28 protein-coding genes are annotated in these 25,159 nt (G+C 60.9%); 9 read left to right on the top strand and 19 right to left on the bottom strand.

Going from position 1 to position 25,159, the window contains the following annotated elements:
* The first annotated feature begins 72 nt into the window (after positions 1-72).
* Positions 73-501: a DUF4399 domain-containing protein gene (locus J2887_RS06625; protein ID WP_227175197.1), complete on the top strand. Its 429-nt coding sequence runs from the start codon at positions 73-75 to the stop codon at positions 499-501.
* Here the strand turns inward: J2887_RS06625 and J2887_RS06620 are convergent.
* A complete protein-coding gene (locus tag J2887_RS06620) occupies positions 488-1,210 on the bottom strand; it encodes a PspA/IM30 family protein (protein WP_227175196.1) in 723 nt (240 codons plus the stop codon). The genes J2887_RS06625 and J2887_RS06620 overlap by 14 nt on opposite strands.
* A 31-nt stretch (positions 1,211-1,241) precedes the next feature.
* On the bottom strand, positions 1,242-1,511 hold the full coding sequence (locus tag J2887_RS06615) for a YiaA/YiaB family inner membrane protein (RefSeq protein ID WP_227175195.1): 270 nt from the start codon (positions 1,509-1,511) through the stop codon (positions 1,242-1,244).
* Between the two features lie 197 nt (positions 1,512-1,708).
* On the opposite strand from J2887_RS06615, the gene J2887_RS06610 reads away from it, so the two are divergent.
* From J2887_RS06610 to J2887_RS06600, 3 genes are all read left to right on the top strand, one after another.
* Entirely contained in the window at positions 1,709-2,479 is a 771-nt protein-coding gene (locus J2887_RS06610) for a helix-turn-helix domain-containing protein (protein WP_227175194.1), read from the top strand.
* Positions 2,480-2,609: 130 nt separating this feature from the next.
* Positions 2,610-3,191 carry a TetR/AcrR family transcriptional regulator gene (locus J2887_RS06605; protein ID WP_227175193.1) on the top strand — a complete coding sequence of 194 codons (582 nt, stop codon included), beginning with the start codon at positions 2,610-2,612 and terminating at the stop codon, positions 3,189-3,191.
* A 177-nt stretch (positions 3,192-3,368) separates the two neighbouring features.
* Complete coding sequence (locus J2887_RS06600; RefSeq protein ID WP_227175192.1) at positions 3,369-4,562, top strand: MFS transporter; 1,194 nt, start codon at positions 3,369-3,371, stop codon at positions 4,560-4,562.
* On the opposite strand, the gene J2887_RS06595 is transcribed toward J2887_RS06600, so the two are convergent.
* The gene (locus J2887_RS06595; RefSeq protein ID WP_227175191.1) at positions 4,546-4,944 is read right to left on the bottom strand and encodes a globin; all 399 of its coding nucleotides are present in this window, start codon (positions 4,942-4,944) and stop codon (positions 4,546-4,548) included. The genes J2887_RS06600 and J2887_RS06595 overlap by 17 nt on opposite strands.
* Before the next feature lie 240 nt (positions 4,945-5,184).
* Between J2887_RS06595 and J2887_RS06590 the strand changes: the two genes are divergently transcribed.
* Together J2887_RS06590 and J2887_RS06585 are read left to right on the top strand one after the other, a co-directional pair.
* The gene (locus J2887_RS06590) at positions 5,185-6,318 is read left to right on the top strand and encodes an alpha/beta hydrolase (protein ID WP_227175190.1); all 1,134 of its coding nucleotides are present in this window, start codon (positions 5,185-5,187) and stop codon (positions 6,316-6,318) included.
* 107 nt (positions 6,319-6,425) lie between these two features.
* Positions 6,426-6,881, top strand: a complete 456-nt coding sequence (locus J2887_RS06585) for an aminoacyl-tRNA deacylase (RefSeq protein ID WP_227175189.1) — start codon at positions 6,426-6,428, stop codon at positions 6,879-6,881.
* Positions 6,882-6,962: 81 nt separating this feature from the next.
* Here the strand turns inward: J2887_RS06585 and J2887_RS06580 are convergent, their stop codons facing one another.
* Positions 6,963-7,307 carry a DUF1428 domain-containing protein gene (locus J2887_RS06580; protein ID WP_227175188.1) on the bottom strand — a complete coding sequence of 115 codons (345 nt, stop codon included), beginning with the start codon at positions 7,305-7,307 and terminating at the stop codon, positions 6,963-6,965.
* A gap of 241 nt (positions 7,308-7,548) precedes the next feature.
* Here J2887_RS06580 and J2887_RS06575 point away from each other — a divergent pair, with 241 nt between their 5' ends.
* Positions 7,549-8,529 (top strand): lipin/Ned1/Smp2 family protein, encoded by a 981-nt coding sequence (locus J2887_RS06575; RefSeq protein ID WP_227175187.1) that lies wholly within the window; start codon positions 7,549-7,551, stop codon positions 8,527-8,529.
* Positions 8,530-8,623: 94 nt separating this feature from the next.
* Here J2887_RS06575 and J2887_RS06570 read toward each other — a convergent pair whose 3' ends face one another.
* The 3 genes from J2887_RS06570 to J2887_RS06560 all read right to left on the bottom strand — a co-directional run bounded on the left by J2887_RS06570 (position 8,624) and on the right by J2887_RS06560 (position 10,874).
* On the bottom strand, positions 8,624-9,901 hold the full coding sequence (locus tag J2887_RS06570) for a DUF5610 domain-containing protein (protein WP_227175186.1): 1,278 nt from the start codon (positions 9,899-9,901) through the stop codon (positions 8,624-8,626).
* Positions 9,902-10,050: 149 nt separating this feature from the next.
* Positions 10,051-10,389, bottom strand: coding sequence for a hypothetical protein (locus J2887_RS06565; RefSeq protein ID WP_227175185.1), 339 nt, complete (start codon positions 10,387-10,389; stop codon positions 10,051-10,053).
* Positions 10,386-10,874: a shikimate kinase gene (locus tag J2887_RS06560; protein ID WP_227176063.1), complete on the bottom strand. Its 489-nt coding sequence runs from the start codon at positions 10,872-10,874 to the stop codon at positions 10,386-10,388. Before J2887_RS06560 ends, J2887_RS06565 begins: the two co-directional genes overlap by 4 nt.
* A gap of 176 nt (positions 10,875-11,050) precedes the next feature.
* On the opposite strand from J2887_RS06560, the gene J2887_RS06555 reads away from it, so the two are divergent.
* Positions 11,051-11,272 carry a hypothetical protein gene (locus tag J2887_RS06555; RefSeq protein WP_227175184.1) on the top strand — a complete coding sequence of 74 codons (222 nt, stop codon included), beginning with the start codon at positions 11,051-11,053 and terminating at the stop codon, positions 11,270-11,272.
* Between the two features lie 4 nt (positions 11,273-11,276).
* Here J2887_RS06555 and J2887_RS06550 read toward each other — a convergent pair whose 3' ends face one another.
* The 12 genes from J2887_RS06550 to J2887_RS06495 form a co-directional block, all read right to left on the bottom strand.
* Complete coding sequence (locus tag J2887_RS06550) at positions 11,277-12,434, bottom strand: iron-containing alcohol dehydrogenase (RefSeq protein ID WP_227175183.1); 1,158 nt, start codon at positions 12,432-12,434, stop codon at positions 11,277-11,279.
* 302 nt (positions 12,435-12,736) lie between these two features.
* Positions 12,737-13,489 carry a substrate-binding periplasmic protein gene (locus tag J2887_RS06545; protein ID WP_227175182.1) on the bottom strand — a complete coding sequence of 251 codons (753 nt, stop codon included), beginning with the start codon at positions 13,487-13,489 and terminating at the stop codon, positions 12,737-12,739.
* Positions 13,490-13,606: 117 nt separating this feature from the next.
* Positions 13,607-13,930, bottom strand: a complete 324-nt coding sequence (locus J2887_RS06540) for a hypothetical protein (RefSeq protein WP_227175181.1) — start codon at positions 13,928-13,930, stop codon at positions 13,607-13,609.
* Positions 13,927-14,991 carry a chemotaxis response regulator protein-glutamate methylesterase gene (locus J2887_RS06535; RefSeq protein ID WP_324197254.1) on the bottom strand — a complete coding sequence of 355 codons (1,065 nt, stop codon included), beginning with the start codon at positions 14,989-14,991 and terminating at the stop codon, positions 13,927-13,929. Before J2887_RS06535 ends, J2887_RS06540 begins: the two co-directional genes overlap by 4 nt.
* A 44-nt stretch (positions 14,992-15,035) precedes the next feature.
* Positions 15,036-15,635 (bottom strand): chemoreceptor glutamine deamidase CheD, encoded by a 600-nt coding sequence (gene cheD, locus J2887_RS06530; RefSeq protein WP_227175180.1) that lies wholly within the window; start codon positions 15,633-15,635, stop codon positions 15,036-15,038.
* Entirely contained in the window at positions 15,635-16,486 is an 852-nt protein-coding gene (locus J2887_RS06525) for a CheR family methyltransferase (protein ID WP_227175179.1), read from the bottom strand. The genes cheD and J2887_RS06525 overlap by 1 nt, the downstream gene beginning before the upstream one ends.
* A gap of 25 nt (positions 16,487-16,511) precedes the next feature.
* Positions 16,512-18,893 (bottom strand): methyl-accepting chemotaxis protein, encoded by a 2,382-nt coding sequence (locus J2887_RS06520; protein ID WP_324197253.1) that lies wholly within the window; start codon positions 18,891-18,893, stop codon positions 16,512-16,514.
* Positions 18,883-19,401: a chemotaxis protein CheW gene (locus J2887_RS06515; protein WP_227175178.1), complete on the bottom strand. Its 519-nt coding sequence runs from the start codon at positions 19,399-19,401 to the stop codon at positions 18,883-18,885. The genes J2887_RS06520 and J2887_RS06515 overlap by 11 nt, the downstream gene beginning before the upstream one ends.
* A complete protein-coding gene (locus tag J2887_RS06510) occupies positions 19,398-21,326 on the bottom strand; it encodes a chemotaxis protein CheA (RefSeq protein WP_227175177.1) in 1,929 nt (642 codons plus the stop codon). The genes J2887_RS06515 and J2887_RS06510 overlap by 4 nt, the downstream gene beginning before the upstream one ends.
* A 19-nt stretch (positions 21,327-21,345) precedes the next feature.
* Positions 21,346-21,711, bottom strand: coding sequence for a response regulator (locus tag J2887_RS06505; RefSeq protein ID WP_227175176.1), 366 nt, complete (start codon positions 21,709-21,711; stop codon positions 21,346-21,348).
* 166 nt (positions 21,712-21,877) lie between these two features.
* A complete protein-coding gene (locus J2887_RS06500) occupies positions 21,878-23,026 on the bottom strand; it encodes a methyl-accepting chemotaxis protein (protein ID WP_227175175.1) in 1,149 nt (382 codons plus the stop codon).
* A 267-nt stretch (positions 23,027-23,293) separates the two neighbouring features.
* Positions 23,294-24,208, bottom strand: coding sequence for a LysR family transcriptional regulator (locus J2887_RS06495; protein WP_227175174.1), 915 nt, complete (start codon positions 24,206-24,208; stop codon positions 23,294-23,296).
* A gap of 86 nt (positions 24,209-24,294) precedes the next feature.
* Here J2887_RS06495 and J2887_RS06490 point away from each other — a divergent pair, with 86 nt between their 5' ends.
* On the top strand, positions 24,295-25,158 hold the full coding sequence (locus tag J2887_RS06490) for a sterol desaturase family protein (protein ID WP_227175173.1): 864 nt from the start codon (positions 24,295-24,297) through the stop codon (positions 25,156-25,158).
* Position 25,159: the final 1 nt, after the last annotated feature.

Here is a 25,159-nt window from a genome sequence, read left to right as displayed (position 1 = left end):
CGGAGCCTCCGCCGGTTTCCTATGCTAAAGCGGACTGGAACGTAACCCGCGTATCGCAAAAGGAGAGGCACTATGACATTCCCGCTACGCAACCTGAGCGCCAGCGCCCTGCTGGCCCTGGCTTCGCTGCCGCTGGCAGCTCTCGCCTCGCCGGCTCCGGACGGTGCCAGCGCTTACATCATCAGCCCGGCCAATGGCGAAACCGTGACCTCCCCGGTCAAGGTCCGCTTTGGCCTGGCCGGCATGGGCGTGGCACCCGCCGGCGTTGAGCAGGCCCACACCGGTCATCATCACCTGTTGATTGATGTGGAGGAACTTCCCGCGCCGGATCAGCCCATTCCGGCCGATGACCACCATCGCCATTTCGGCGGTGGTCAGACCGAAGTGACCGTGGACCTGCCGCCAGGGCAACACACCCTGCAGTTGCTGCTGGGCGACCACCAGCATATTCCCCATAGCCCGCCGGTGGCCTCAGAAGTCGTCACCGTTACGGTCGAGTGACCCGACCGTCTTCGCCAGTGCTGTCGCTACCGGCGCGCAGCCGGGCAAGCACTGCGCTGGCGTCCTGCTTGCCAGTGGCGATACCCGCCCGTTGCAGGCGTTGCTCCAGGTCTTCGCCACTGGCTTCCCGGTCCAGCTCCTGCAGCGCATCGTTGACGTCACTGCGGTGAGACTGACGTGAGCGGATACGTTCTACTGACTGGGCCACATCGCCAAGATGAGCCTGCAGCCCGGATGTCTGACTGCCCAATTGTCGCAGCACCTGTTCGGCGTTGTGATTTGCCCGGGCCAGGCTCATTTCCCGCTTGTAGCGCTGCAGGGCGTGAGCGGCCAGGCGCAGCTGCTCCCGCAGACTCTTCTCCTGAGAGGCCAGACGATCAGCGTGCTGACGCTGCTCCGTCAACAGATTCTCATCCCGGGCGATGGCTTCCGCCAACTCTTCGGCCAGGGCATACTCACTCCGCGCCATAGCCTCCCGGGCCTGGGTTTCCCGTTCCCGGATCACCCGCTCCAGCTGGCTGTTGTGGCGCTCCAGCTGTCGTCCTTCGGCCATCAGCGACGCCAGCTCGCGCTTGGCCTGCACCATTGCCTGTTCGGTTTCCCGAAGCTCCTGGGCAAGGATGCGCAGTGCGTTGGCATCCACCAGTTTCTCTGCCGGCTCACAGGCCGAGGCACGGAACAGGGTGCCTACTTTTCTCCAGATCATCATGGTCATCACTCCCCTCTTGTTCGCGCTTCCATCACTCGGTGTATTCTTTCAGCAGTTGCTGGGCCCGGGCCTCGGAGATGCGGTTATGGATGCGCTGGCTTTCGTGCTCGTCACGAAGGGTCTTCGACAGAGTTATGGTCGTACTCACCAGGAACAGCGCGCAAATGCCCATGTACCCCTTCACCAGCAGATCGATTGGCGCAAACACGATTCCCGCGCCTGTTGCCAGCAGGGCGACTGCAAACGATGCTTTCACGTAGAACAGCCATCCTGTCGAGTTGCTTTTCAGTTCGCTTTCCATCTTCGCCTCCAACACCTTGTGTGGATGGATCATCAACCGCCCCACGTTCAGGCGACCAGGCAAGACGCCAACTCAGCGTCTCTGTGTGCAGCCACTATTGCCGCTGCGACAGCCAGCAGCCAGACAAACCCCAAAGGTTGCAGGACGTGAACCTGAAAGTATTAAATATCGATACATTGATTCATGGAGGAGCCGATTTGGCACAGACAATCGCCATCGTGGACGCACTGAAAAGGGCGCTGAAAGAACACGGCCTGACCTACCAACAGGTCGCCGAAGCGCTGTCGCTATCGGAAGCCAGTGTCAAACGGCTGTTTTCGGAGCGGCAGTTATCGCTGAAACGCCTGGACCAGGTCTGCGGGCTGATGGGGCTGGAAATCAGTGACCTGGTGCGGCGCCTGGAGCCGGAACCCCGCATCGACCAACTGACGCCCGAGCAGGAGAAGGAACTGGTGTCGGATAATGCGCTACTGCTCATCGCCATCTGCGCATTGAATCGCTGGACCCTGCCCCAGATACTGGAGAACTACACCCTCGACGAACCCACAATCATCCGCTGTCTCGCCAGGCTGGACCGAATGGGATTGGTGGAGCTGCTGCCAGGTAATCGTATCAAGGCCCTGATCAGCCACGATTTCCACTGGCTGAGAAATGGTCCGATCCAGGCCTTCTTTGAATCTCAGGTGCAGGCGGATTTCTTTGAGTGTCGCTTCAACCGACCCGGCGAGTTGCGCCTGTTCCTGAACGGCATGCTTTCGACCCGCAACAACGACGTGATGCAGCAGAAGCTCAGGCGACTGGCGCTGGACTTCCGCCACTGTCACCAGGAGGACCTGGCCCTTCCGCTCGACCAGCGCTTCGGGATGAGCATGATGCTGGCCATTCGCCCCTGGGAAGTCGCCGTGTTCCGCCAGTTCCGCCGCCCCCACACCCAGAAGGTGTACCCTGGGCACCCACCAGCGCGGTAAGCCCTCAAACCCGTGTAGTTCCGAAGCCTGATGTCCCGCTCGGTTAGCCGAACCGGACACCGCCCACTATTATTGACCGATTGTTCCATAATGGCTAAAGTAGCCTGACACACATCCACCGGAACCCCCAATGAGTGGCAGACCCAGACAGTTTGATGCCCAGGCCGTCATCGACGCAGCGATGGAGGTGTTCTGGCAACACGGCTATGAAGGCACATCGGCGCAGGCCTTGTGTGAAGGCACCGGGCTCGGACGGGGCAGTCTGTACAACGCCTTTGGCAGCAAGCAGCAACTGTTTGAACAGGCACTCAGGCGCTATCAGGACCTGGGCTTGCAGGCACAGCTGGAGATCCTCAACCGGGACGACAGCGTTCGCCACCGCCTTCGGGCCCTGATGGAATGGGGCATCACCGCCGACCTGGACCCCAACTGCCAGCGCAGTTGCATGGCGCTGCGTTCGGTACTCGAACGTAACCACCAGGACCCGGTCGTAAAACGCATCAATGATGCCTATCTGGACCGGATCGAACGCCGACTGACCGAACTGATGACCGAAGGCCAACAGCTCGGCGAGCTGCGCACCGACCAGCCACCCCGGCAATTGGCCCGGGGCTACATGGCCGGCTATTACGGCCTGCGGGTGCTCGGCCAGTCGCGGCCTGAGCGGGAATTTCTGACCGACATCGTCAACGACACCCTGGCAAGACTTTAAGAGCCTCTGATTAACTCCGGATCGCCTCTGCATGATCCGCAGCCCATGGCCGGAGGTGATCCGGAGTTAATCAGAGGCTCCCTAAAACGCTCAACACCTTTTCGTCGAACACCAATTATTTTTTGCACCCAGTTTTGTAACGATTATTCCAATTCTTAACCCACAACAGGAGCCTCCATGCCCCCCATCGTTTACCTGCTCAGTCTTACCCTGTTTGCGCTGACCACGTCCGAGTTTATGGTTGCCGGCATGATGCCGGCCCTGGCCTCGGCGCTGTCGGTTGCCGTCAGTGACGTCGGCACGCTGATTTCCCTCTACGCCGGCGGCATGGTTATCGGGGGACCGCTGCTGACCCTACTCATTCTCCACCGCAGCGTGCCAAACCGGCGCGCGCTGTTGGCGCTACTCGCCTGCTACGCCATCGCCCAGGCACTGGCGGCCCAGGCCGACAGCTATGCCGTCATGGCCGTCGCACGGGTAGTGACCGGCGTGGCGGCGTCGGCCTGCTTCGGTATTGCCCTCGCCATCTGCGCCGAGGTGGTCTCTCCCGAACGGCGTGGTCGGGCCAGTTCACTGGTCTTTGCCGGATTGATGCTGGCCACCGTGCTGGGCATGCCGCTGACCACCATGATCGAGCAATGGCTGGGCTGGCGCGCCAGCTTCTGGAGCGTCACCGGCGTCACCATTGCCTGCACCCTCGCCATCGCCCGACTCGCCCCTGCGGGCCATCCGCCCGCCACGACCAGCCTTCGCCAGGAACTGGCGGAGTTTCGCAAGCCGGCACTGTGGGCCGCCTATAGCACCAGTGCCCTGATCATCGGTGCGACCTTTGCAGGCTTCAGTTACTTTGCCCCGATCCTGACGGAAGTGACCGGCTTCCGTCAGACCGACCTGCCATGGCTGCTGGCAATCTATGGCGGAGCCACCGTTGTCGGCAATCTGGTGGTGGGCAGACTGGCGGATCGCCACACCTACCCGGTCCTGGTGACAGGCATGACCTTGCTGACCCTCGCCATGACCATGTTCGCACTCAACGCCACATCCAGCGGGATCAGCCTGGCGATGGTGATTGTGATTGGCCTGACCGGTATTCCGATGAATCCGGCGATGATTGCCCGGGTCATGGCGATCGCCTTGCCGGGTCCTTTGGTGAACACAGTACACACGTCTGTGATCAATATCGGGCTGGGGATGGGGGCCTGGCTGGGGGGCGCTGCAATTTCAGCAGGCTGGGGCTGGCAATCGCCCCTGTGGGTGGGTGCGCTGCTGGGCGCAGCGGGATTGGCGAGTGTACTGCCTTTCGTTGGCAAGCCCCGGGGCCTGGAGTGCGCCCCGGAGCTGTCACCGGTAACGGTCAGTAAGCCTCGCTGATCAGGTCAATGCCTGGCTGGAGCACATCCCGCCAGGCCTGTTCCAGACTGCGATCGTACTCGGGATCGTGTTTGGCGACGGTCTTCATCAGGGAATCGAGCCAGAGCACATACCATTCGGCCGGGATGTTGTAGCCATGGCGGTTGTGAGACTCACCGAGGGCGCGAAGCTTGCGATCCGACATGCCGCGAGCAAACAGTACCAGCTGCATGATGCCGTTACGCAGCAGATGGCGCTGGGCCGGCATGTCGGTATTGGCAAATCGCTCCTTGATTGCCGGTGAGCTGGCCATGAAGTGGGTGTAGAAATCGACGAAGAACTGCTCGTCCTTGCAGCAACGTCCGTAGCTCTGGAATACCAGATCCGCCAATGGTCCGCCCATTTGTATGTCCTCACGGTAGCAATGGGCATCTGCCGCCACAACGCCGAAGGCCCCGACCAATCGCGTGACGGTCAGGTGAATGCAGCTTTATACAGTGGGGGGAGATGCCAGGGTTAACAGAAACGAGCGAGGATTGTCCAGATGTTGCAAGATTATTTCAATGCGTAATATTGGTCATTCCGGTAAGCTGCCAAAGCGTGGTAAGTGACCGTTAAAACAATGATTCAGGGGAGATTGGTGATGTTCTGGCTGATACTGGCAGCCCTGGTTCTGTTGGCACTGCTGACCCGGTTCTGGCTCAGCGGCAGCAACCACAGCCACCTGGATGCACCGCTCCCGGACTGCCCGCCGGCCACACCGGATGAAGCGCAACGCAGCGTGCTGGAGCGACTGGCCGAGTTCAATCGGATGGAGCGCAACCTGCCGTTCCGGCAAAGGGTCGAAGCCATGCGCCAGATGCTCGACCAACTGGGCGATGGCAAAACCTTCAAGGCCCGCTTTAGGCCACTGATTACCTGTGATGCCCACGGCCATAGCCTGGACGGCGAGTGGGTCATGGCCGACGGCGCAGATCCCGACCGCCGTCTGCTGTATGTCCACGGCGGAGCCTGGATGGCCGGCAGCGCTTACAGCCACCGCACCATCACCTCCCGGCTATCTGAGTTGACCGGGATGGCGGTATTCGCGGTGAACTATCGACTGTTTCCTGAACACCGTTTTCATCAGGGTCTGGCGGACTGCCAGCAGGCCTACCGCTGGCTCCTCACCAACGGCCCCCACGGCCCCGCGCCTCTGACGTCGATGGTCATCGCCGGAGACTCTGCCGGCGGCAGCCACACCCTGGCCCTGCTGGCCTGGGCGCGGGATCACCGACTGCGCCCGGCCGACGCGGCCGTTGCGCTGTGCCCGTCCACTGATCTGTCGTTCACTTCGCCCTCTCTACGCGCGAATCTGGCCTCGGACCCAATGCTGGGACCGGCTTTCGGCGCTTTGACCCGGGTACCGCGGCCGCTGTTGTACTGGGGGCTGTGGCTGCTGGCCCGAGTGCGCCCGGCAGACCCCGCCGTCTCCCCTCTGCAGGACTCGCTCGCCAATCTGCCCCCAACCCTGATTCAGGTCAGCGAGACCGAGATGCTGCTGGATAATGCCCGCCGCTATGCCCGAAAGGCCGAGCGCGCCGGCTCCCCCATCAAACTGCAGACCTGGCCTCATATGGTGCACGTGTGGCATTTCTTTACCCCGGAACTACCGCAGGCCGAAGAGGCGTTCCGAAACATCGCCAGCTTTCTGGCCAGCACCGTTCCTGCCAGCCCAGGTACCAAGAACAGCGCATCCCTTGCGGATACGAGCAGGCCAAGCGGCGCTATACTGTAATCTGGACCACCGTTAAGGCCGGCCTACCCAGCGTCCTACGAGCGAAGTAACACGGCCACCGGCACCGACAGGGAGAGTCAAACCCACCCCGAAAGGAGGGACGAGCCATGATCAGCGAACGGCTGCAACGCTTCCTCGACGACCATCCGGTGAAATTCCGCACCGAACTGCACCCGTCCACCGCCGATGCCATGCGCACCGCCGAGGTGACCCATGTGCCGGGACGGGAGTTCGCCAAATCCGTGATCTTCAAGACCCACGGCAAAGTCGGCATGGCGGTATTGCCCGCAACGGACCATGTGCACCTGCTGGAACTCGGCCGGGCCCTGGGCTCCGATGACATCAGCCTTGCCACAGAAGACGAACTGCGGAATGCCTTTCCGGACTGTGACGTAGGTGCCATGCCACCCTTTGGCAACCTGTATGGTATGGAAACCTTCGTCAGCGAGCATCTACGGGAAGATGACACCATCACCTTCAATGCCGGCAGTCACGACGAAGTCATGCAGATGACCTATCAGGATTATGAGCGCCTGGTACGGCCTCACGTCGTGCATTTCTAGCGGTGCGTTTCAAGCAATGCGCTTCTGCTAGTGCGTTAAAAAGTACGGGCCACACCGACACACGGTGTGGCCTTCCTCAACCTACAGATCCAGTAGCATATCGAAGCCGCCATAGATCAGGCGCTTGCCGTCGAAAGGCATCTCCCCCTGCAGGCGGGGATCGGTCATTACCTTATCCATACCGCGGTTACGGGCCTCCTTCGAAGGCCAGGTAATCCACGAGAAGCACACCGTTTCATGAGGCTCGCATTTCACCGCCATGGGGAATGAGGTCAACTTACCCTCGGGCACATCGTCTCCCCAGCATTCCACCAGTCTGGTGGCGCCGTGCTCCTTGAACACCGTCGCGGCCAGCCGGGCGTGCTCCAGGTATTCCTCCTTACGTGCCGTTGGAACAGCGGCAACGAATCCATCAACGTAGCTCATATCAATCTCCTTGATGATCAGACGCACTCAGGCTGAACCCACCTGCTTATGCAGAATCAGCTCCAGCCCTCACACCCTTGTCGAATGGTGAGCACAGAAATCGACACCTGGCCAATGCCAACGACAAACTGAGAACCACCGCCTACGACACCCTGTCACGTTTTTGCTACCTTTTCGAGGTAGTTTGGCTTTTATCCTAAGCCAGATGGCTCCAGCCACAACAACAATCAGGAGTTTCCTCATGAAACAGCACCTCATCGCCTTCACCACCTGCGGGCTGCTGGTCGCCGGAGCACCAGCACTGGCCGACAGCTGCCCGGACTATACCGCGCCCCTCTCTGCCCCGGCACTGGAACTGCCGGACCGCGAAGGCTTTCGCCACTTTGGCAACATCCTACTGTCGGGCATCTACCGCCCACAGCACATGATCCACGACGCCATTGTGGCCGCCGGCAACGACGCCACGCTGATTGGCAAGTTTGATTATGACCCGGTCCTGCACAAAGACCTGGAAGACGAAAACATCCGTGTCTACCTGTATGGCGGTGATATGACGGATTGGCAGGACCTCGGCCGCTATCGCACCGACTCTGATGGCAAAATCTACGTGCCGGTCAATAAGGCGGTGGGAGAGTACCGGGTGAGAATGGTGGTGGAAGGCGACCTGACCACCGTCGATGGCTACCTGAGCGTCGTCGACCCCGGGCGCCAGGCCGTGTTGTTTGACATCGACGGCACACTGACACTCAACGACTTTGAGGCCTACGCTGACTATGTCGGCATCAAGACCGCGCAGGCCCATGCCTATGCCCCGGAGACCGTCGAAGCCTACCGCGACAAAGGCTACCAGATCCTGTATCTGACGGCGCGTCCCTACTGGGTCACCAGTGACGCCCGCCCCTGGTTCGACCACTATGGCCTGTTACCCTGGCACTATCACTCCAACCCTTACGGTGACGGGCCGATTCCGCCCAACACCCTGTCGTTCAAGACGGACTACGTCCGCTATCTGAAAGACAAAGTTGGCCTGGACATCATTCGCGCTTACGGCAACGCCGATACCGACATTGCTGCCTATGCCGCTGCCGGTATCGCCAAAACAGACACCTGGATCATCGGCAGACACGCTGGCGAGGACGGCACCCAGGCCATTGGCGACGACTACAGCTATCACTTCAGCACGGTGGTTGCGAACACCCCCGAGGCTGCCTGCCGTCGGTAGCCTCTGACCGCGCCCACCACCACAAAAAAAGCGAGCGGGATGGCCCGCTCGCTTTCTGTACTAACGGCTGGTTACGCCCACAGCCAGGTCAGACTCAGGAAGCCTCTGAGGACCTGTCGCCAGTCTCCCGTGCATCTGCATCGCCACTGTCGGCATCACTGCCAGGCTCAGTACCGGCGGCATCGGTGCCGGTCGATTGCAGACGCTGCAGGATCTGGTTGAAGAAGTCGCCCATGTAGTCCTGGCTCGCGGGCTCTTCATCGCCCCGGGACAGCTGGCGCAGGTCGTCCATCATCCGGGTCATCAGGCTACCCAGGGTGTCGGTGTCCAAGCCGTTGTTCAGGGCATCCTGACCCAGCTGCCGGATCGACTGGGCCAGATCCCCCAGCGGTCTGAGCTGCGCTGAAGGTGAGTTCTGCTGAGCCACAGACTCGTAGGTGGATGCCCGCACCGTGCGGGTGGAGGACAGATTAAGGCTGAAACTGGCCAGCTCTTCGCCACCGATTCCCAGAGACTGGGCAGCCTCAAACGCGCCCTGCACATCGCCATCAAAGAAGCGGCTGGAGACAGACTGAACATCCTCGAACAGCTCCGTCAACGCCTGGCGCTCACCTTCATCCAGCTCACCTTCCACCGAAAATTCATAGCGGCCGGAGAACAGGCTGACCGCCGTTGATGAGGAGGCACTGCCATTCTCGCCCTGAACAGATTCGGTTCGGGCACCGGCGTAGGCCCGTTCGTTCATTGAGACCGTAACGATGTCGCCGTCCTGAGTCCGCACCTCAAACTGCAGAGCATTTCGGGATGAAGCCTCCACCTGGGTCATGGAGGACCGTTCCACCGCACCGGGGGCGGAGGGCTCCTGATTACCCAGGAAACGGGCCTCAAGGTCGTCCAGGCCCTCCTGAATACGGCCGAAGCTGTCGTCGATATCGGCAGCCAGGGTGTCGTTCATCATTCCCAACGCCTTGATCTGCTCGCGGGCTTCACCGAATCCCTTCTCGATTCCGGCGCGGGCCTGCTCCAGCAGATTCGCCAGACGTTCCTGGTCGGCGCCACTGTCCGCCTCCTGCTGCAGCCGGGCCTGAACGAAGCCAAGCATGCGAGAAGCAACATCGGCAGCGCTGGGCGGTTCAAACGCAGGCACGTCGGTTCTTGCGGCCCCCTTTTCGGGGTTACCAAGCACCTGCTGCATTTGCTGGTCAAGCCGGGTTTTCAGTACGTTAATGGCGTCCTGGGGAGTGCGTACCTGGGATGACGAGGTGTCCGTCATTACCCGTGGCGCCGGTGTACTGGCCTGCCGGCGGGCGGACGTATCAACATTGAAACGGTTGGGGGTATCCGTCCCCGGGCCGGTGATGGGAAAAGCCATGCGATAAACCTCCTGCCTGGGCCGGAATCCGGTTCCGGCGACCTTGTGGGCAGGTTAACGGCGGTTTGGCAAAAGTCTTTAGGAACGAATTGCGCTAATAGGCACCGGTGTGCCGGCGGGTCGGGCTTAAGGAGCCCCCGGATCAGGATCTATTCTAGATCAATACGCCGGATCGCCTGACGCAGGAAGGCCGCCCTGGACTGAAATCTAGCCTTATCCTCGGGGTTACGGGTGGCCGCAAGCTGGCTTTCCACGCCCTTAAGCTCCAGGGCGAGCCAGCCCCGAATCATCACGTAATGTCGGGAATCCAGGCCGTAACGAACCACCGTTTGCAGGGCCGCAGGATCAGCCGGGTGGGCAATCGCCTCATCCACCGCCTGGACCATGGCCCCAATACGGCGCTGTTCCTGCCAGCTTTGGCACCCGCTCAGCAAACCCACCATCAACACCAGCAGGGCAATCGTCCGCTTTACCGCTCGCATTCTCATGATGTTCGCCACTTCTCCGGCAACCCCGCCACGATGGCCTCACAGACCTCATGCTGGCTGCGACCATCGCTGACAATGGTCAGATCGGCGTAACGCCGGTACAGGTGATTGCGCTCATCCAGCAACGCCTCAAGCGACTGCCCGGGCGGTTTCGAGATCCCTCGCAGACTGAAGTCGCCCAGGCGCTGACGCAAGGTCGGCAGGGCGACCTCCAGAAACACCACCACCCCCATGGCACCCAGGTGGGCCATGGCTCGCTCGCTGTACACCGCACTGCCACCGGTCGAGATCACCCGCTGACTGCCACAGACCTGGCACAATACCCGTTCCTCAATCCGCCGCAGCGCCTGGTAGCCCTCCGTGTCGACAATGGCCTGAAGCGTACGCCCTTCGGCCTGCTGGATCAGCAGGTCCGTGTCGACAAACCCCAGAGCCAGGGACTTGGCCAACAGCACACCCACGGTGCTTTTGCCGCTTCCGGGCATGCCTACCAGTATCAGATTGTCTCTTTGTTGCACCGCCACTCCATTCCCATTCACTATACTGGAGCCTCGACTCGAGGCAGTTCGAGTCTACCATAGCCCCAAAAGCCCGCGTCCACGGCGATTGGAACGAGTTCCGGCGGAAAGCAGGTATAGGCAACCATGAAAGGGAGAAGCCAATGCGTCAAAGACTCAAATCCAGCCTGCTGTTGTGCACACTGGCACTGAGCACAGCAGGCTGTTCATCAAAACTGGCCTACGAGGAGATCCAGCGAAACCAGACACAGGCCTGCCCAACCCTGCCGAAGGACGCTTACGAACAGTGTATGCAGTCCCACAACCGGTCCTACGAGGAATACCGGCGTGAACGGGAAGAGCTGCTGGACGAATCGGCCGAGTGACGCGCTACCACAACGCCCGGTACAGGCTGACGATCTCTTCTGCTGTGGGCACCCGCGGGTTGTTACCGGGCGAGCCGGATTGCAGGGCCTGTTCCGCCATGGTCGCCATGATGTCAAAGAACGCGTCGCGTTCAATGCCAAACGCCGCCGGGGTAGGCACCTCCAGATCCTCGTTCAGTGACTTCAGTTCCGCCAACAGCTTGTCATTGGCAGCGGCTGTTCCATCCTCCACCGCCGCGACACCGATGGCCCGGGCGCAGTCAGCGTAACGGGTCTCCGCCGCCGGGATCGAGAATTCCGTGACGGTGGGTAACAGCATCGCATTGGACAAACCATGGGGCACATGGAACGCCGCACCGATGGGGCGGCTCATACCGTGAACCAGCGCCACCGAGGCGTTGGAGAAAGCAATACCAGCCAGTGTTGACCCCAGCATCATGGCTTCACGGGCCTCCCGATCACTGCCATCACGATACACCCGCCGCAGGTTAGGGCCGATCAGGCGCATTGCCGCCAGCGCCTGCTGATCGCTGTAGGGGCTGGCCTTACGACTGACGTAGGCCTCGATCGCGTGGGTCAGGGCATCAATACCGGTATCAGCGGTAGTTCGGGCCGGCAGACTGAGGGTCAGGGTAAAATCCACCAGTGCAGCCACCGGCATGAACCCCAGGCCTACGCAGAGCATTTTCTCGTCGGTATCGTCATCGGTAATGATGGTAAACCGGGTCGCTTCAGAGCCGGTACCAGCGGTGGTGGGAATAGCGATCAAAGGCAACCCGGCCTCATTCACCTGACGTGGGAAGCGGTAGTCCCGCATCTCGCCACCATGGCAGCCGAGAATGCCAATGGCTTTGGCGCTATCGATCGGGCTGCCTCCGCCAAGGGCGACCAGACAATCGAACTCGCCCTGCCGCACCCGCTCAACGCCGGCCTGAATGGAACTGACGGTCGGCTCCGGCACCGTATCGGCAAATACTTCGACAGGGAACTGCTGTTGCTCGAGCAACTGACGAATCTGGTCCACATACCCCAGCTTGACCATCATCGGGTCGGTGATGATCAACGGCCTGTTGCAACCCAGGCTGGCCAGAACCTCGGGCAACTGGGCAGCGGCTTCCGCTCCAACCTGCATCAGGCGGGGCAGGATAACTTGCGTAGACATGGTGGTGACTCCCGGTGATTGTTGTTGTCGGGTTACCCACCGGCGGGCATCAATGACTGACCCCCGCCGCTGGTGTCCCGTGCGGTTAATTCGCTGACCTACTGCGCCGTTCTGGGGCTCTTGGCCAAGGCGCCAGTGCGCAGGTGTGGTGGTTCCACATCAAGCGCTGGCAACACCGACCCAGAGCCCCAGAATGGCACCCTTTGGGAGCCACTGAAAATGTTGATAGCCGCGTTGCGCTAACTCGATATGGAGCCACCATATCTTCATTACCGCGCCTTGCTCTCAACATTTTCAGTGGTTCAGTAGGCCAGCGAATTAACCACACGGGACACTAGTTCCTGCTGCACACGCAGTTGGATCTGCTCAATCACCCCGGCCTGCCTCATTTCCCGCAGGACCCGGGTCAGTCGTGGAACCAGGTGGGCATGCTTACGATGCAGGAAGTGGTAAGCCGGCACAACTTCCAACGGCGGCTCCAGGGCAAAAACCCCACTAACGTCTAACTCGGACAGCGTCTTCAGGCCATCCAGACGTGTCAGCAGAGCCAGCTGAAAGCGGTCCTTATCAATGGTCTGAAAGATCTGTTCATAGGTTGGCAGCAGGCTGAAATCCACCTGCAAAGCGGTCAGCCGCTCTTCAAAGTGCTTATACCCCCGCAGGGTCACGACCTGGTATGGCTGCAAGCTCTGGTAGCCCTGCACCGGGAAGCTGATGTCCTTACTGAACACCACATTCTCAATCATGAACAGGGGCTCCGGAACCATCACCAGGCTCGGATACTGTTCCCGGATCACCGCGAGGCGCGCCACCTCGCCATCCACCTGCCCGCGGCTCGCCATCTGCAGGGCTCGCTCAGCGGGTAACTGCAGGATCTTCAGCTCAATTCCCAGACGACGGTAGGCCTCACGAATGATCGGTTCCTGAACCAGATTCAGACCGGAGCCGGAGAAGGTCGACAGCACCATCGTCTCAGCCGCACGAGCCAACCCCGCCCAGGCCATGGAGAACAACGAAATCCAGACCACCGCGAAAAGCATCCCAGGTCTTTCCATAGCACCAACACTCCCTGTGATGGGGGAAAGCCACCGTATCCTGCAACCCTCTACGGCGCCGCTGAAGGGCACTGAGACGTTTCGCGCCAGGACAACCGCCAGTGTGCAACTATCAATCTAGTCAACACGCTCTCGCGAAGCCAGTGCCGGTCCCATCGATGTACCATTGACCACGAACATCAGGCCCTGGCGTATCAATGCCTGACGCAGCGCACCGGGGGGAAGCTGACGCCACAACAGCCACAGGAACAACGCAGCGGTTACTGCCTCGGGCGGCTCCGGGCGGGACCGCCAGGTGCACTGCAGGGCACGACCACGAAGCTCCGGAGATGCCGATGGCGGGAACAGCGTCTGCAGATCTTTCAGCCCCGGCGGCAACGGCGAGTCAAACATGGACCCGATGTAGTCGCCGAGGGCCTGATCAGCGTCGCTGGAGGTCACATCCGGTTCCCCCGACTGACTCGCTGCAGGTGTTCTACCAGCGTCGCAGCCATCGCCCCCAGCGGCACTTCCTCATCCACCGCACCAAGCCTGACGGCCTCTTTTGGCATGCCATACACCACGCAGCTGGCCTCATCCTGGGCGAGGGTTCTGGCCCCTCGCTGGTGCATCGCCAGCAGTCCAGCGGCGCCATCCTTCCCCATCCCGGTCAGCAGAACGCCAGTTGCACGGGCCCCGCAGCACTGGGCGACGGAGTCAAACATCACATCCACCGCCGGTCGGTGGCGATGAACCGGTTCGGCGTCCGACAACTGGCAGACCAGATCGGCACCAGACCGCTGAACCAGGAGATGTCGATCACCAGGCGCCAGATAGGCATGGCCCGGCAGAATCCGTTCACCCCCTCGGACCTCCGCCACCTTCAACCGGCAGCTGCGATCAAGTCGTTCCGCGAAGGAGCGGGTAAACCCCGGTGGCATATGCTGGGTCATGACCACCCCGGGCATACCAATGGGTAACTGTTCCAGCAGGGTCTTGATGGCCTCGGTGCCGCCGGTGGAGGCGCCTATCGCCACCACCTGCTCCGTTCCCTGCACGGACAGCTCTGTCGGCACGGGCCGGCTGGCCCCGGACCTCTGACCTGCCCGACGGCGGATGGCATCGCGGGCAGCGGCCGCGGCTCGCAGTTTGGTCAGCAGCTCCTCGCGATAGCTCTCAAGGTTGCGGCGGATGTCAAGCTTGGGCTTGGCGACAAAGTCCACTGCCCCCAGCTCAAGGGCCTTGAGCGTTGCCTCGGCGCCATCTTCGGTAAGTGTGGACACCATCACCACAGGCGTGGGACGGGCTTTCATCAATCTCGCCAGGAACGACAGTCCATCCATTCGGGGCATTTCAATATCCAGCGTGATGACGTCCGGGGCGTGAGCATTGACCAGATCACGGGCCGCATAGGCATCATTCGCGGCCCCAACCAGGTGAAAGCCGGGAGCGGTACGAATCATCTCCCCCAACACCTGTCGTATCAGCGCCGAATCGTCCACCACCAGGACGGATATGGTCATGATCTTGCCCTCCCCTGATCCCGCCGCTCAAGAAGCCGATATGGCTACTGCACAAACAGATCCCAGGCTCCTTCAACAGCTGCCCGTTTTGCCCGCTCACGGTACTGCAGCTCGCGTTGCTGGATCGTGTCGTTTTTGTAGTTGCGAATTTTCTTGACCCATACCTGACCAGTATCGGTGAACAGGAACACCTTCCTGGCGCAATCCCCCAGCAGATCCTCCGCCACCAGCGGAATCCCCTCCCGGGCGAGGAAGTCACGCACAAAGACAGCATTACGTTGGCCCACCGGGTTGTGGGTCATGCCCTCAATCACCTGACCACCGCCAAATACCTTGGCCTGGATACGGCGCCAATCCGCACCCAGCGCCACCAACTGGTTGTACAACAGCTCCATGGCATGAACACCGTAACGAGCCGAACGCGCCTGATCTCCGTCGCCATTGTCAGGCAGCAGGAAATGATTCATCCCCGCCACACCGGATTCCGGGTCCAGCAGACAGGCGGCCACACAGGACCCGAGCACGGTCACAATAACCTCGGTATCACGGGTAGCGTAATACTCCCCCGGCAGTAGTTTGGTTGCCATGCGACCGAAATGGCGGTCCAGGTAATGGTCTCTCGCCCACTGCCCCACCGTTGGCATCAAACGCGTACCTCGCGCCCCGCCATCGGCACCGCCCGGTAGGTGGTTTTATCCACCAGCCGCACCCGATCGGACATATGGGCAAAGCTCTCCGAATGCCCGGCAATGTATAGCCCCTCCGGCGACAGCAGTCCCAGCATCCGATCCAGTAACCGGGCCTGAGTGGGCTTATCAAAGTAAATCATTACATTGCGGCAGAAGATCAGGTCGAAACCGGGCTTTAATGACCATTGCGGTGCCAGCAGGTTAAGGCTGCGGAACTCCACCAGCTCACGCAGTTGCCGACGAACCTTGACCCGACCGGTCTGACCACCCGTGCCCTTCAGGAAAAACCGTTTCAGGCGCTCCCGGCTGATATCCCGTATCCGCTCCAGGTCATAGATGCCGGCAGCGGCAACCGCCAGTACCCGGCTGTCGATATCGGTAGCCAGAATCTTGACCGGTGGAGCCTCCCCCAAAGCTTCCAACGCCGCAATGGCCATTGAATAGGGCTCCTCCCCGGTACTGGACGCCGCACACCAGAGCCGGAAGCGATGGCCGGGGGCGGCGTGGGCCTGCAGGTAACGCTTCAAGAGATCGAAATGATGGGACTCCCGAAAGAATGCCGTCAGGTTAGTGGTCAGGGCATTGACGAACTCCTGCTGCTCCTCACCGTGGTGCCGGAGGTACATCAAATAGTCCGCAAAGCTCGCCAGCCCCAGGGCCCGCAGCCGTCGGGAGATTCGGCTGTACACCAACTGCTGTTTGCTGTCGGACATGCTGATGCCGGCAACCTGATACAGCCGTTGGCGAATAGCGTCGAAGTCCTCCCGGCGGTAAGGGAACTCCCGATCGGGTTCGTTGACTGTCATGGCAATGACCGCTGCTCAGCGCCGCCTAGAAGGATTCCCAATCGTCGTCATCCTCACTCTCCGGCGCATTGACCTTGCCGGGCCTGGCAGCGGGTTTGCGAACTGAGGCGGCTGTTGCCGGCCTGGCTGCCGGTCGCGACGGCGCCATCGGTGCCACAGAGGCTGCCGTGCCACTGTCATCAAGCCGGAACACACTGACGTTGTGCTGAAGCTGTCCCGCCTGCGACTGCAGGCTTTCCGCCGCGGCCGCGGCTTCTTCCACCAGCGCCGCATTCTGCTGGGTCATCTCGTCCATCTGGCCAACCGCGGTGTTGACCTCTTCGATACCACTGGCTTGTTCCACCGACGCAGCGGCGATCTCCGACATGATGTCGTTAACCCGTTTGATGGCCGTCACGATCTCGGTCATGGTCTCGCCGGACTTGTTCACCAGGGTATTGCCACCTTCGATCTTGGCCACCGAATCGGAGATCAGCTGTTTGATATCCTTGGCAGCGTCTGCGGAACGCTGGGCCAGGGTACGCACCTCCGAGGCGACCACGGCAAACCCCCGGCCCTGCTCACCGGCCCGGGCCGCCTCGACCGCAGCATTGAGCGCCAGGATATTGGTCTGGAACGCAATGCCATCAATCACCCCAATGATGTCGTTGATCTTCTGGGCCGATTGGTTGATGGACTCCATGGTGGTCACCACCTGACGGATCAGATCACCGCCGTCGGTGGCCACATCGGTCGCCTGTTCCGCCAGGACATTGGCCTGCTTGGCGTTGTCGGTGTTGGTCCGAACGGTGGAGGTCAGTTCTTCAATGCTGGAAGCGGTTTCTTCAAGACTGGACGCCTGCTGCTCGGTTCGGGCCGACAGGTCTGCGTTACCCTGGGCAATCTCATTGGAGGCCGTCAGAATGGTGTCTGACGCCCCCCGGATTTCTCCGAGCATCCGTGTCAGGTTTTCAGTGGTGCGGTTGCAGAAGTCTTTCAGCTTCAGGAAGGTGCCCTGGTACTCCGCATCCACTCTCTCGGTCAGATCACCCTCGGCGATAGCGCCCAGCACCCGGGCGATGTCATTCAGACCTTTGTCCGAGGTATCCATCAACTGGTTGAGGCCGTTGGCCAGCTCCAGGAAGAAACCCTCCTTGCCATCCCGGGGAATACGCTGACTGAAGTCTCCGGCCGAGGCCGCCTGAACCAGAGTAGTCACGTCATTGGCGGCCTTGAGTTCGTGGGTCCGGTCCAGCCACTCGACGACGGTTCCCAGGCGTTCCTGACCGGCCCCGAAGATGGGATTGGCGATCAGCCCAAATGTCTTGTCGCCCAGGGTGATCTGGCCACGGTAAGTGCCCTGTAGATTGCCCAGCAGCTGCATCTGGTGGGCCGGATTCTTGTGGAAGCGATCGATACTGCCATTGAGTATGCGATCGACATCAAACTGCGGCAGGTCGCGGCGAATCTGTGCTTCCGCATTCCGCAACATATCCTCCACCGCCTTGTTCATGTACACCACGTTGCGATCGGCATCGGCGATCATGATGTTGTTGCTGGAGTTGTCCACCGCCTGCCGGATACGGGTGTTGAATACCGCCGCGGCTTCCACTTCCAGCTCCTGGGTGCGGTCCTTCCACTCCACCACGGTACCGAGTCGGCGACCGTCCCTGGCAAATATGGGATTGGCAATCAGCCCGAAGGTGTGGCTCCCGAGGCGGATTTCAGCTCGGTGGGTTGACGTCAACCGTTCCAGCATCTGCATCTGGTGAGCCGGGTTCTTGTGGAAGCGGTCGATGCTGTTGTTCAGCACACCATCAACCTGGAAGTTGGGCAGATCCTTGCGGATCTCCGACTCAGCGTCCTGCAACATGCGGCGCACGGAGTCGTTCATGTAAACCACGTTGCGCTCCGCATCGGCAATCATGATGTTGGTGTTTGCACTGTCTACGGCCTGACGGATGCGTACGTTGAATTCGGATTCCCGTTCGCCTTCCACCAGCCGTTCACGCAGGCGCAGCAAATGGGCACCCAAGCCCTTACTGTGGTCTGGCGAAAGCAATGCCTGGTCCAGCCGCTGGTCCGCCAGCGCTTCAGCCGCCAGCCGCAACTCGCGGGGCTCGCCCCCGAGGGCCCCCTGAAGGCGACGGACCGCCAGGTAAATCAGCAGACCGCCGACAATCACCGTCAGCAGGTTGAAGGCCATCAACATCATCACCAGGGAGTCGTTACCGGCGCCCAGCAACGCAACCAGGCTGAGGACCAACACAAGTATCAACGGCACTCCGGCTGATAGCTGGAGCTGACGGGACACCGGCAAGCCAAATCCGGGCACCGGGGGTGCAGTCGCACCCGCACCGGCCGCAGCCTGCCCGGAACCGTGATAGGGGGAATCACTGCTGAGGGTGTGAGACGGATTAGTTGGCATTTTCGGACTCCTGGGTGGCGATATCCACTAGACCAAGTTCGTTGCTGGTGATCAGTGCCTCGATGTTCACAAGGATCACCATGTGCTCCTGCACCCTGGCCAGACCGACCAGGAAACGGCTGTCAAACGCCACCCCGAATTCCGGTGGCGGTCGGCGTTCCTCCCTCGACAGGGCAATGACATCGGACACTCCATCCACCACGATCCCCACCATGCGCTCATGAACCTGGAGCACGATGACAATCGTGAACTCGTTGTAGGTGGCTTCACCGACATTGAATTTGATCCGCAGATCGACAATGGGAACGATGTCTCCCCGCAGATTGATCACCCCCTTGATGAAATCCGGGGCATTGGCGATGCGGGTAACCGACTCATAACCCCGGATTTCCTTGACCGCCATAATGTCCAGGGCGTAGTGCTCGTCCCCCAGGGAAAAGGTCAGGTACTCCCGTACATCGGTCCGGGTCACCTGGGCCCCATCACCCTGGTCCTTCTGTCTGCTCATATGGCCTCCTCAATCGGGTCCTGGACAATGTCAGCGAGCGACTCCACATCCAGGATCATTGCCACACTGCCGTCACCCATGATGGTGGCCCCGGCGGTGCCAGGTACCCGCTTGTAGTGCTGTTCCAGACTCTTGATCACCACCTGCTGTTGCCCCACCAGCTCATCCACCACCAGGCCGTAGCGTCGTTTGGTGGTTTCAATCAGCACCACGATGGCGTCTGCCGGATCACGGTGCCGGGGCGTCACATCCATCACATCGCCCAGCGGCAACAACGGCCAGTATTCCTCCCGGACATGCAACAGGTTGGAGCCGGCCAAACGGTTCAGGTTGGCCGCTGGCGGCTGCATCGATTCCACGATGCTCACCAGCGGAATGATGAACGTCTGACCACCCACCGAGACGCCCATGCCATCGACAATGGCCAGGGTAAGCGGCAACTGGATGGTGAAGGTCGATCCCTGATGCTCCGAACTGGCAATCTCGATGCGGCCGCCCAGCTGCTGGATGTTGCGACGTACCACGTCCATCCCGACGCCCCGGCCGGACACGTCCGTGACCTGTTCGGCGGTGGAAAAGCCCGGCTGGAAGATCAACTCCCAGACCTCCTGATCCGGCAGATCGTCACTGGCAGCCAGACCGTTCTCCCGGGCCTTGGCAAGGATGCGCTCCCGATTCAGGCCGGCGCCGTCATCACTGATTGCGATCACAATGCTGCCACCACGCTGACTGGCGCTGATCACGATGGTGCCCTGCTCCGGCTTGCCCGCCGCCCGACGGCGATCCGGGGTCTCAATGCCGTGATCAATGCTGTTGCGAACCAGATGGGTCAGCGGGTCCACCAGCTTCTCGATCAGCCCCTTGTCCAGCTCGGTCTGGGTGCCTTCCAGCACCAGCTCTACCTTCTTATCCAGCTTTCCGGCAAGGTCCCGCACCACCCGGGGGAAGCGGTTGAACACAAACGACACCGGGATCATCCGGATCGACATCACCGATTCCTGAATCTCACGGGTATGCCGTTCCAGTTCCGCCAGTACAGTGGCCATCTTCATCGGGTCGAGATTCTCCGGATCTTCCCCCAATACCTTGAGCATGGACTGGGTGATCACCAGTTCCCCTACCAGGTTGATCAGCGAATCCACCTTGTCGACGCCCACGCGGATAGTCGCCGACTCGCTGGTCGCTGCCGCCTTGCTTTTGCGGAGCGCAGCCTGTTGACCCGCACCGGCCGCCGCTGCACCAGGGGAACTCGGGACGCTGTCGGGGTTCGCCTCAGCAGGGGCTGTCGGCTCGTCAAAGAAACCAAACGCCGCCGACGCATCGACATCCGGCCCGGCACCGGAATCGGCAGGCGGACCAGCGCCCGATGCCGGGCCATCCTCAAACAGGCCCCAGCCGGTGTCGTCGCGGTCGGCTGAATCCGTGTTGGCCGAATCGCAGTCGGCTTTTTCGGCCGGCGGATCGTCAAAGAAACCAAACGCATCGGATTCGGCATCGGCCTGCAGCGCGCCCACGTCGTCCCGCTCACCAGCGCCTTTGCAGGCCAACACCTGCTCCAGCTCCTTGGTCACGCTGGCGACTTCATCCCAGTCCGGCTCGGCTTCCTCGCGGTAACGTTCAAGAATTCGACGGAGGCAGTCCACCACTGACAATAGCAGGTCGATCAAGGCGTTATCGGGATGCCGCTGGCCCTGGCGCAGTTGATCCAGCAGGTTCTCCATCACATGGGTGATCTGGCCTAGGGCGGAAAAGCCGAAGATGCCACTGCCGCCCTTGATCGAATGGGCAGCACGAAAGATGCTGTTGAGGTCCTCCGGGTCCGGCTGGCCCAGGTCGAGGTCCATCAGCCGTTGTTCCATGGTATCCAGGTGTTCCTGGCTCTCCTCGAAGAACACCGTATGGAACTGGTTCAGGTCGATGCTCATGGCAGTCTCCGGAACTGCCCTAACGCAGGACTTTGGCGGTGATCTCCAACAGATTGGCGGGGTTGAACGGTTTCACCATCCAGCCCGTGGCGCCGGCCGACCGGCCCTTGGCTTTCATGTCATCGCTGGCCTCGGTGGTCAGCACCACGATCGGTGTGCGCCCGTAGCTGGCCATGGAACGCAGGCTCTTGATCAGGGTCAGGCCATCCATCTTCGGCATGTTCTGGTCGGTCAACACAAAGTCGTAACGGGTGGTTTTGCACAGATCCAGTGCCTGCTGGCCATCGGCCGCGGCCGTCACCTGATAGCCACCGGTTTTAAGCGTATGCTCCACCATCTGTCGGATCGACGCGGAGTCATCAACAATCAAAACGTGCTTGCCCATATACTCTCTCCAGAAGGTCGGAATGCATGGGGAGCTGACGACGGCTCCCTTGTCGTGTTTTTTTAGTCTTTGTTTGTAGATCGTTGTTTATAGATCGTTGTTTATAGATCGTTAGCTATAGATCGTTAGCTATGATTCGCTGTTTGGCAGTCGCGACTGGTTGCCCCTAAAACAGTTCCACCTCACCGGCTGCCATGGATTGTTGACTGACCGGGCTCTTCCGGAACCCGGACAGGCCACGCTGGGCTTCTGCCAACGCCGCCGCCAGTTGCGCCGGCTCATCACTTCGGGACAACGCCATCGCCAGCTCGCTCAACAGCCCCAGGCGCTGGCTCAGGTAGTCGGAGGTCTGGGTGGAAATATCCTCGAATTGCAGGCCCCGGGTGGCGCGATCAGATGCGTCAACCAGCTCTTCGGCAATGCGATTGACGTTCTGGGTCAACATCCGTTCGCGGTCGGCCAGCTTTTGAAGGTTCCTGATCGATGCCTCAGCTTCGGCCTTGGACTCGGTGAGGGTATCCAGGTCCTGGGCCGCAATGGCACCAATGTGCTGGCTCAGGTGGGCGACCGCCTCATTGATGCCCTGAAGCTGCTTACGGATATCGCTGCTGAATTCCGCGGATCGTTTGGAGAGCGACCTTACCTCGTCGGCAACCACGGCAAACCCACGGCCGTGCTCCCCTGCCCGGGCAGCCTCAATAGCGGCATTAAGAGCCAGCAGGTTGGTCTGTTCCGCCAACTGGTCAATCTCTTCCAGGGCCTTCATCACCGCTGGCATCTGTTGATCAACGGAAGTGACTTTGGTGACCAGATCGGTGAGGTCTTCGCTGATCTTCACGGTATTGCCGATCAGAAAGTCCAGCATCTCCGAGGTCTTGCTGGAAAAATCGTCGATGCTGATGCCCTGATCTGACGGGTCCTGTCCCGAGAGAATCTCGCCAATGGCCTGTTTCTGCTCGTTCAGCAGGCGATGAATGTCATCAAACGCGCCCCGAAGCAGCTGCACACCGTCTTCAAGCACGCCTTGCAGACTCTGGAGCTGCTCCCGATGCAGGGAAAATTCGTCCTGTGCCAGCTCACCAATCCCCCGCAACACCTCATGCTCTGCGGCGCGCTCCCCGGCGCTGACCTGGGCTGCGTCTTCAACGCTGTGATCCTGGCGGGCGATCAGCCAAACCATCGCTGCCGGGACCACGGCAGCCACCACGACCGCCAGCCAGTCGACAGTCAGCCAAAGCATCAGCAACCCCGTCAGGGTACCGGCAATAGCGGCCAGGGGCATCAAATAGGAGGGGCCTTCAGAAACTCTGGGCATCGGCATGATCCTTCACAAGGTCACCAGTCACACATCCATCAGTTTGGTCCGATGAGCGCTAAGCCACCGTTACACGCGGCGGAAATTACGCTTCGAATGACAGTCGGAGTTTGAAATCCGGTAAAACAGGCGGCCCGTCAGAAACACAGCCAGTCTGAGTGCACTGCCTGTCAATACCTATGATTGCGACACATTCTTCAGTGTAGACAAGATTTCAATGACGTCAGGTCAGCGGAAAGATTTTCTTCGGGAGACGGGCGTGAAAGGCTACCGGTCGTCGGTTGGCAGGCAGGCCAACAGCTGTTCGCAAAACCAGCCATGAGCCCGATCGGATTCCAGAACCCGGGGCCAGATCAGGTAGATCGGGATGGGTGGTACCGCCACCGGGAAAGGCAATACCTGCAGCTTCAGCCCGCCCCCCAGCCGCTGCGCCAGCCGCAGTGGCACCGTGGCAATCAGATCACTGGCGCTGGCGACTGACAGCAGGTTGCTGTAGTGCACCACTTGCGCGCCTACCCGGCGGCGCCAGTCAGGTCGCCCGAGAATCTGCTCCAGCGGCAGGGTGTGACGCTCGGTTGCCGGCAGCACCACATGCTCGGCCTCCAGGAAGGCGGCCAGCTCCAGGCGACCCCGAATGGCCGGATGGCCTGCACGGGCAACCACCGCCAGGGTCTCCGATGCCACAACCCGGGCCGCCAGTCTCGGGTCTTCCGGGGCCTGGGTGTCGAAGGCGAAATCCGCCTCCCCGTCCAGCAACAGGCGCTGCCAGCCGGCCAGCGGTGGCCGCACCTGTACCCCCAGACCTGGGCCGAATTCACGCAACCGAGCCATCAACGGCCCCAGCATCAGGGTTTCAAAGTAATCCACGGCCAGCAGTCGAAACGACCGCTCGGCAGTTGCAGGATCAAACGCACGGTCAGGATCGAGGGCAAGGATCAACTGGTCCAGACCGGCCCGCACCTGCTCGTGGAGCTCCCGGGCCCGGGTTGTCGGCACCAGCCCGGCACGGGTTCGGGAGAACAACGGGTCCCCCACCGTGACACGCAGGCGTTGCAGGGCCGCGCTTACCGCAGGCTGGCTCATACCCAGCCGGTCCGCAGCACGCGATAGCTGGCCAGCCTCCACCACAGCAACAAACACCGGCAACAGGTTCAGATCAACCGATCGTAAATTCAGCTTCATGGAAATTACATATACAGGATATTGATTGGCCAAAAAAGAGCACCGCGCCGCAAGATGATCAAACAACAAACAACGGGAGAACAACAATGACAACCAACGACCTTGTTGCCCTGTCGGTACTGGCGTTTGTCCTGATTGCCGCCGTACTGGAATGGGCGACCGGCCGCAGTGCCAATGGCGGCCGCACCGCCAAGGACTGGCAGATTGCCGGCCTGACCACCTTCATGATGATCGCCGTACAACGCCCGCTGGTGCTGTTTCTGATCGGCGCAGGCCTGAGCCTGATGTGGCCGGGTAGCGCCGGTTCCCTGGCGTGGCTGGAGAGTACCTATTTCTGGCCCACCCTGATTGCCTTTTTCTGCCTGGAGGAACTGATCCACGGCGCGGGCCACTACTTTGCCCACTGTCGCCGCCCCAAAGCCCGCTGGGCACAGCTTGCCCAGGCCGTGTTCAAGCACTCCCACCGCCCCCATCATCTGAGTGGCAGCGACGACCGGGGTCGCCTGACCGCCACTCAGACCTTTACCAACGGCTGGCTGTGGTGGCTGATCATGCCCAACTACTGGTTCCAGCTGCTGTGCCTGTACCTGGGACTGACTGAAGTGTTCCTCTGGGGGACGGTGACCAAAGGTCTGTGGGCGGCCCATACCCACGCCGGCTGGAACTACGACCTGTATTTCCACAATCATCGCTGGGCATGGGTGCGGAAAACCATGTGGGCGCTGGCCCACGTTTTCACCTTTCCGACCCAGCACCATCACCATCACGCCCGCGGTCGCAACTCCGCCAGAAACGTATGCGGTTCGCTGGCGCTTTACGACTGGCTGATCTTCGACACCCTGGCCATCGAGAAGGAAGCACCGGCGATCTACGGCTGGCGACAGTCTGAGCGGGAGCAGCGCAGCGTGCTCTACCGTTACTTCAACCTGGACCTGCGCAAATACCTGTAGC

This window comes from Marinobacter sp. CA1 (assembly GCF_020546665.1).
Lineage (GTDB): Bacteria > Pseudomonadota > Gammaproteobacteria > Pseudomonadales > Oleiphilaceae > Marinobacter > Marinobacter xestospongiae.
Note: the sequence above shows the minus strand (reverse complement) of the source record. Positions and strands in the feature narration are given on the sequence as shown.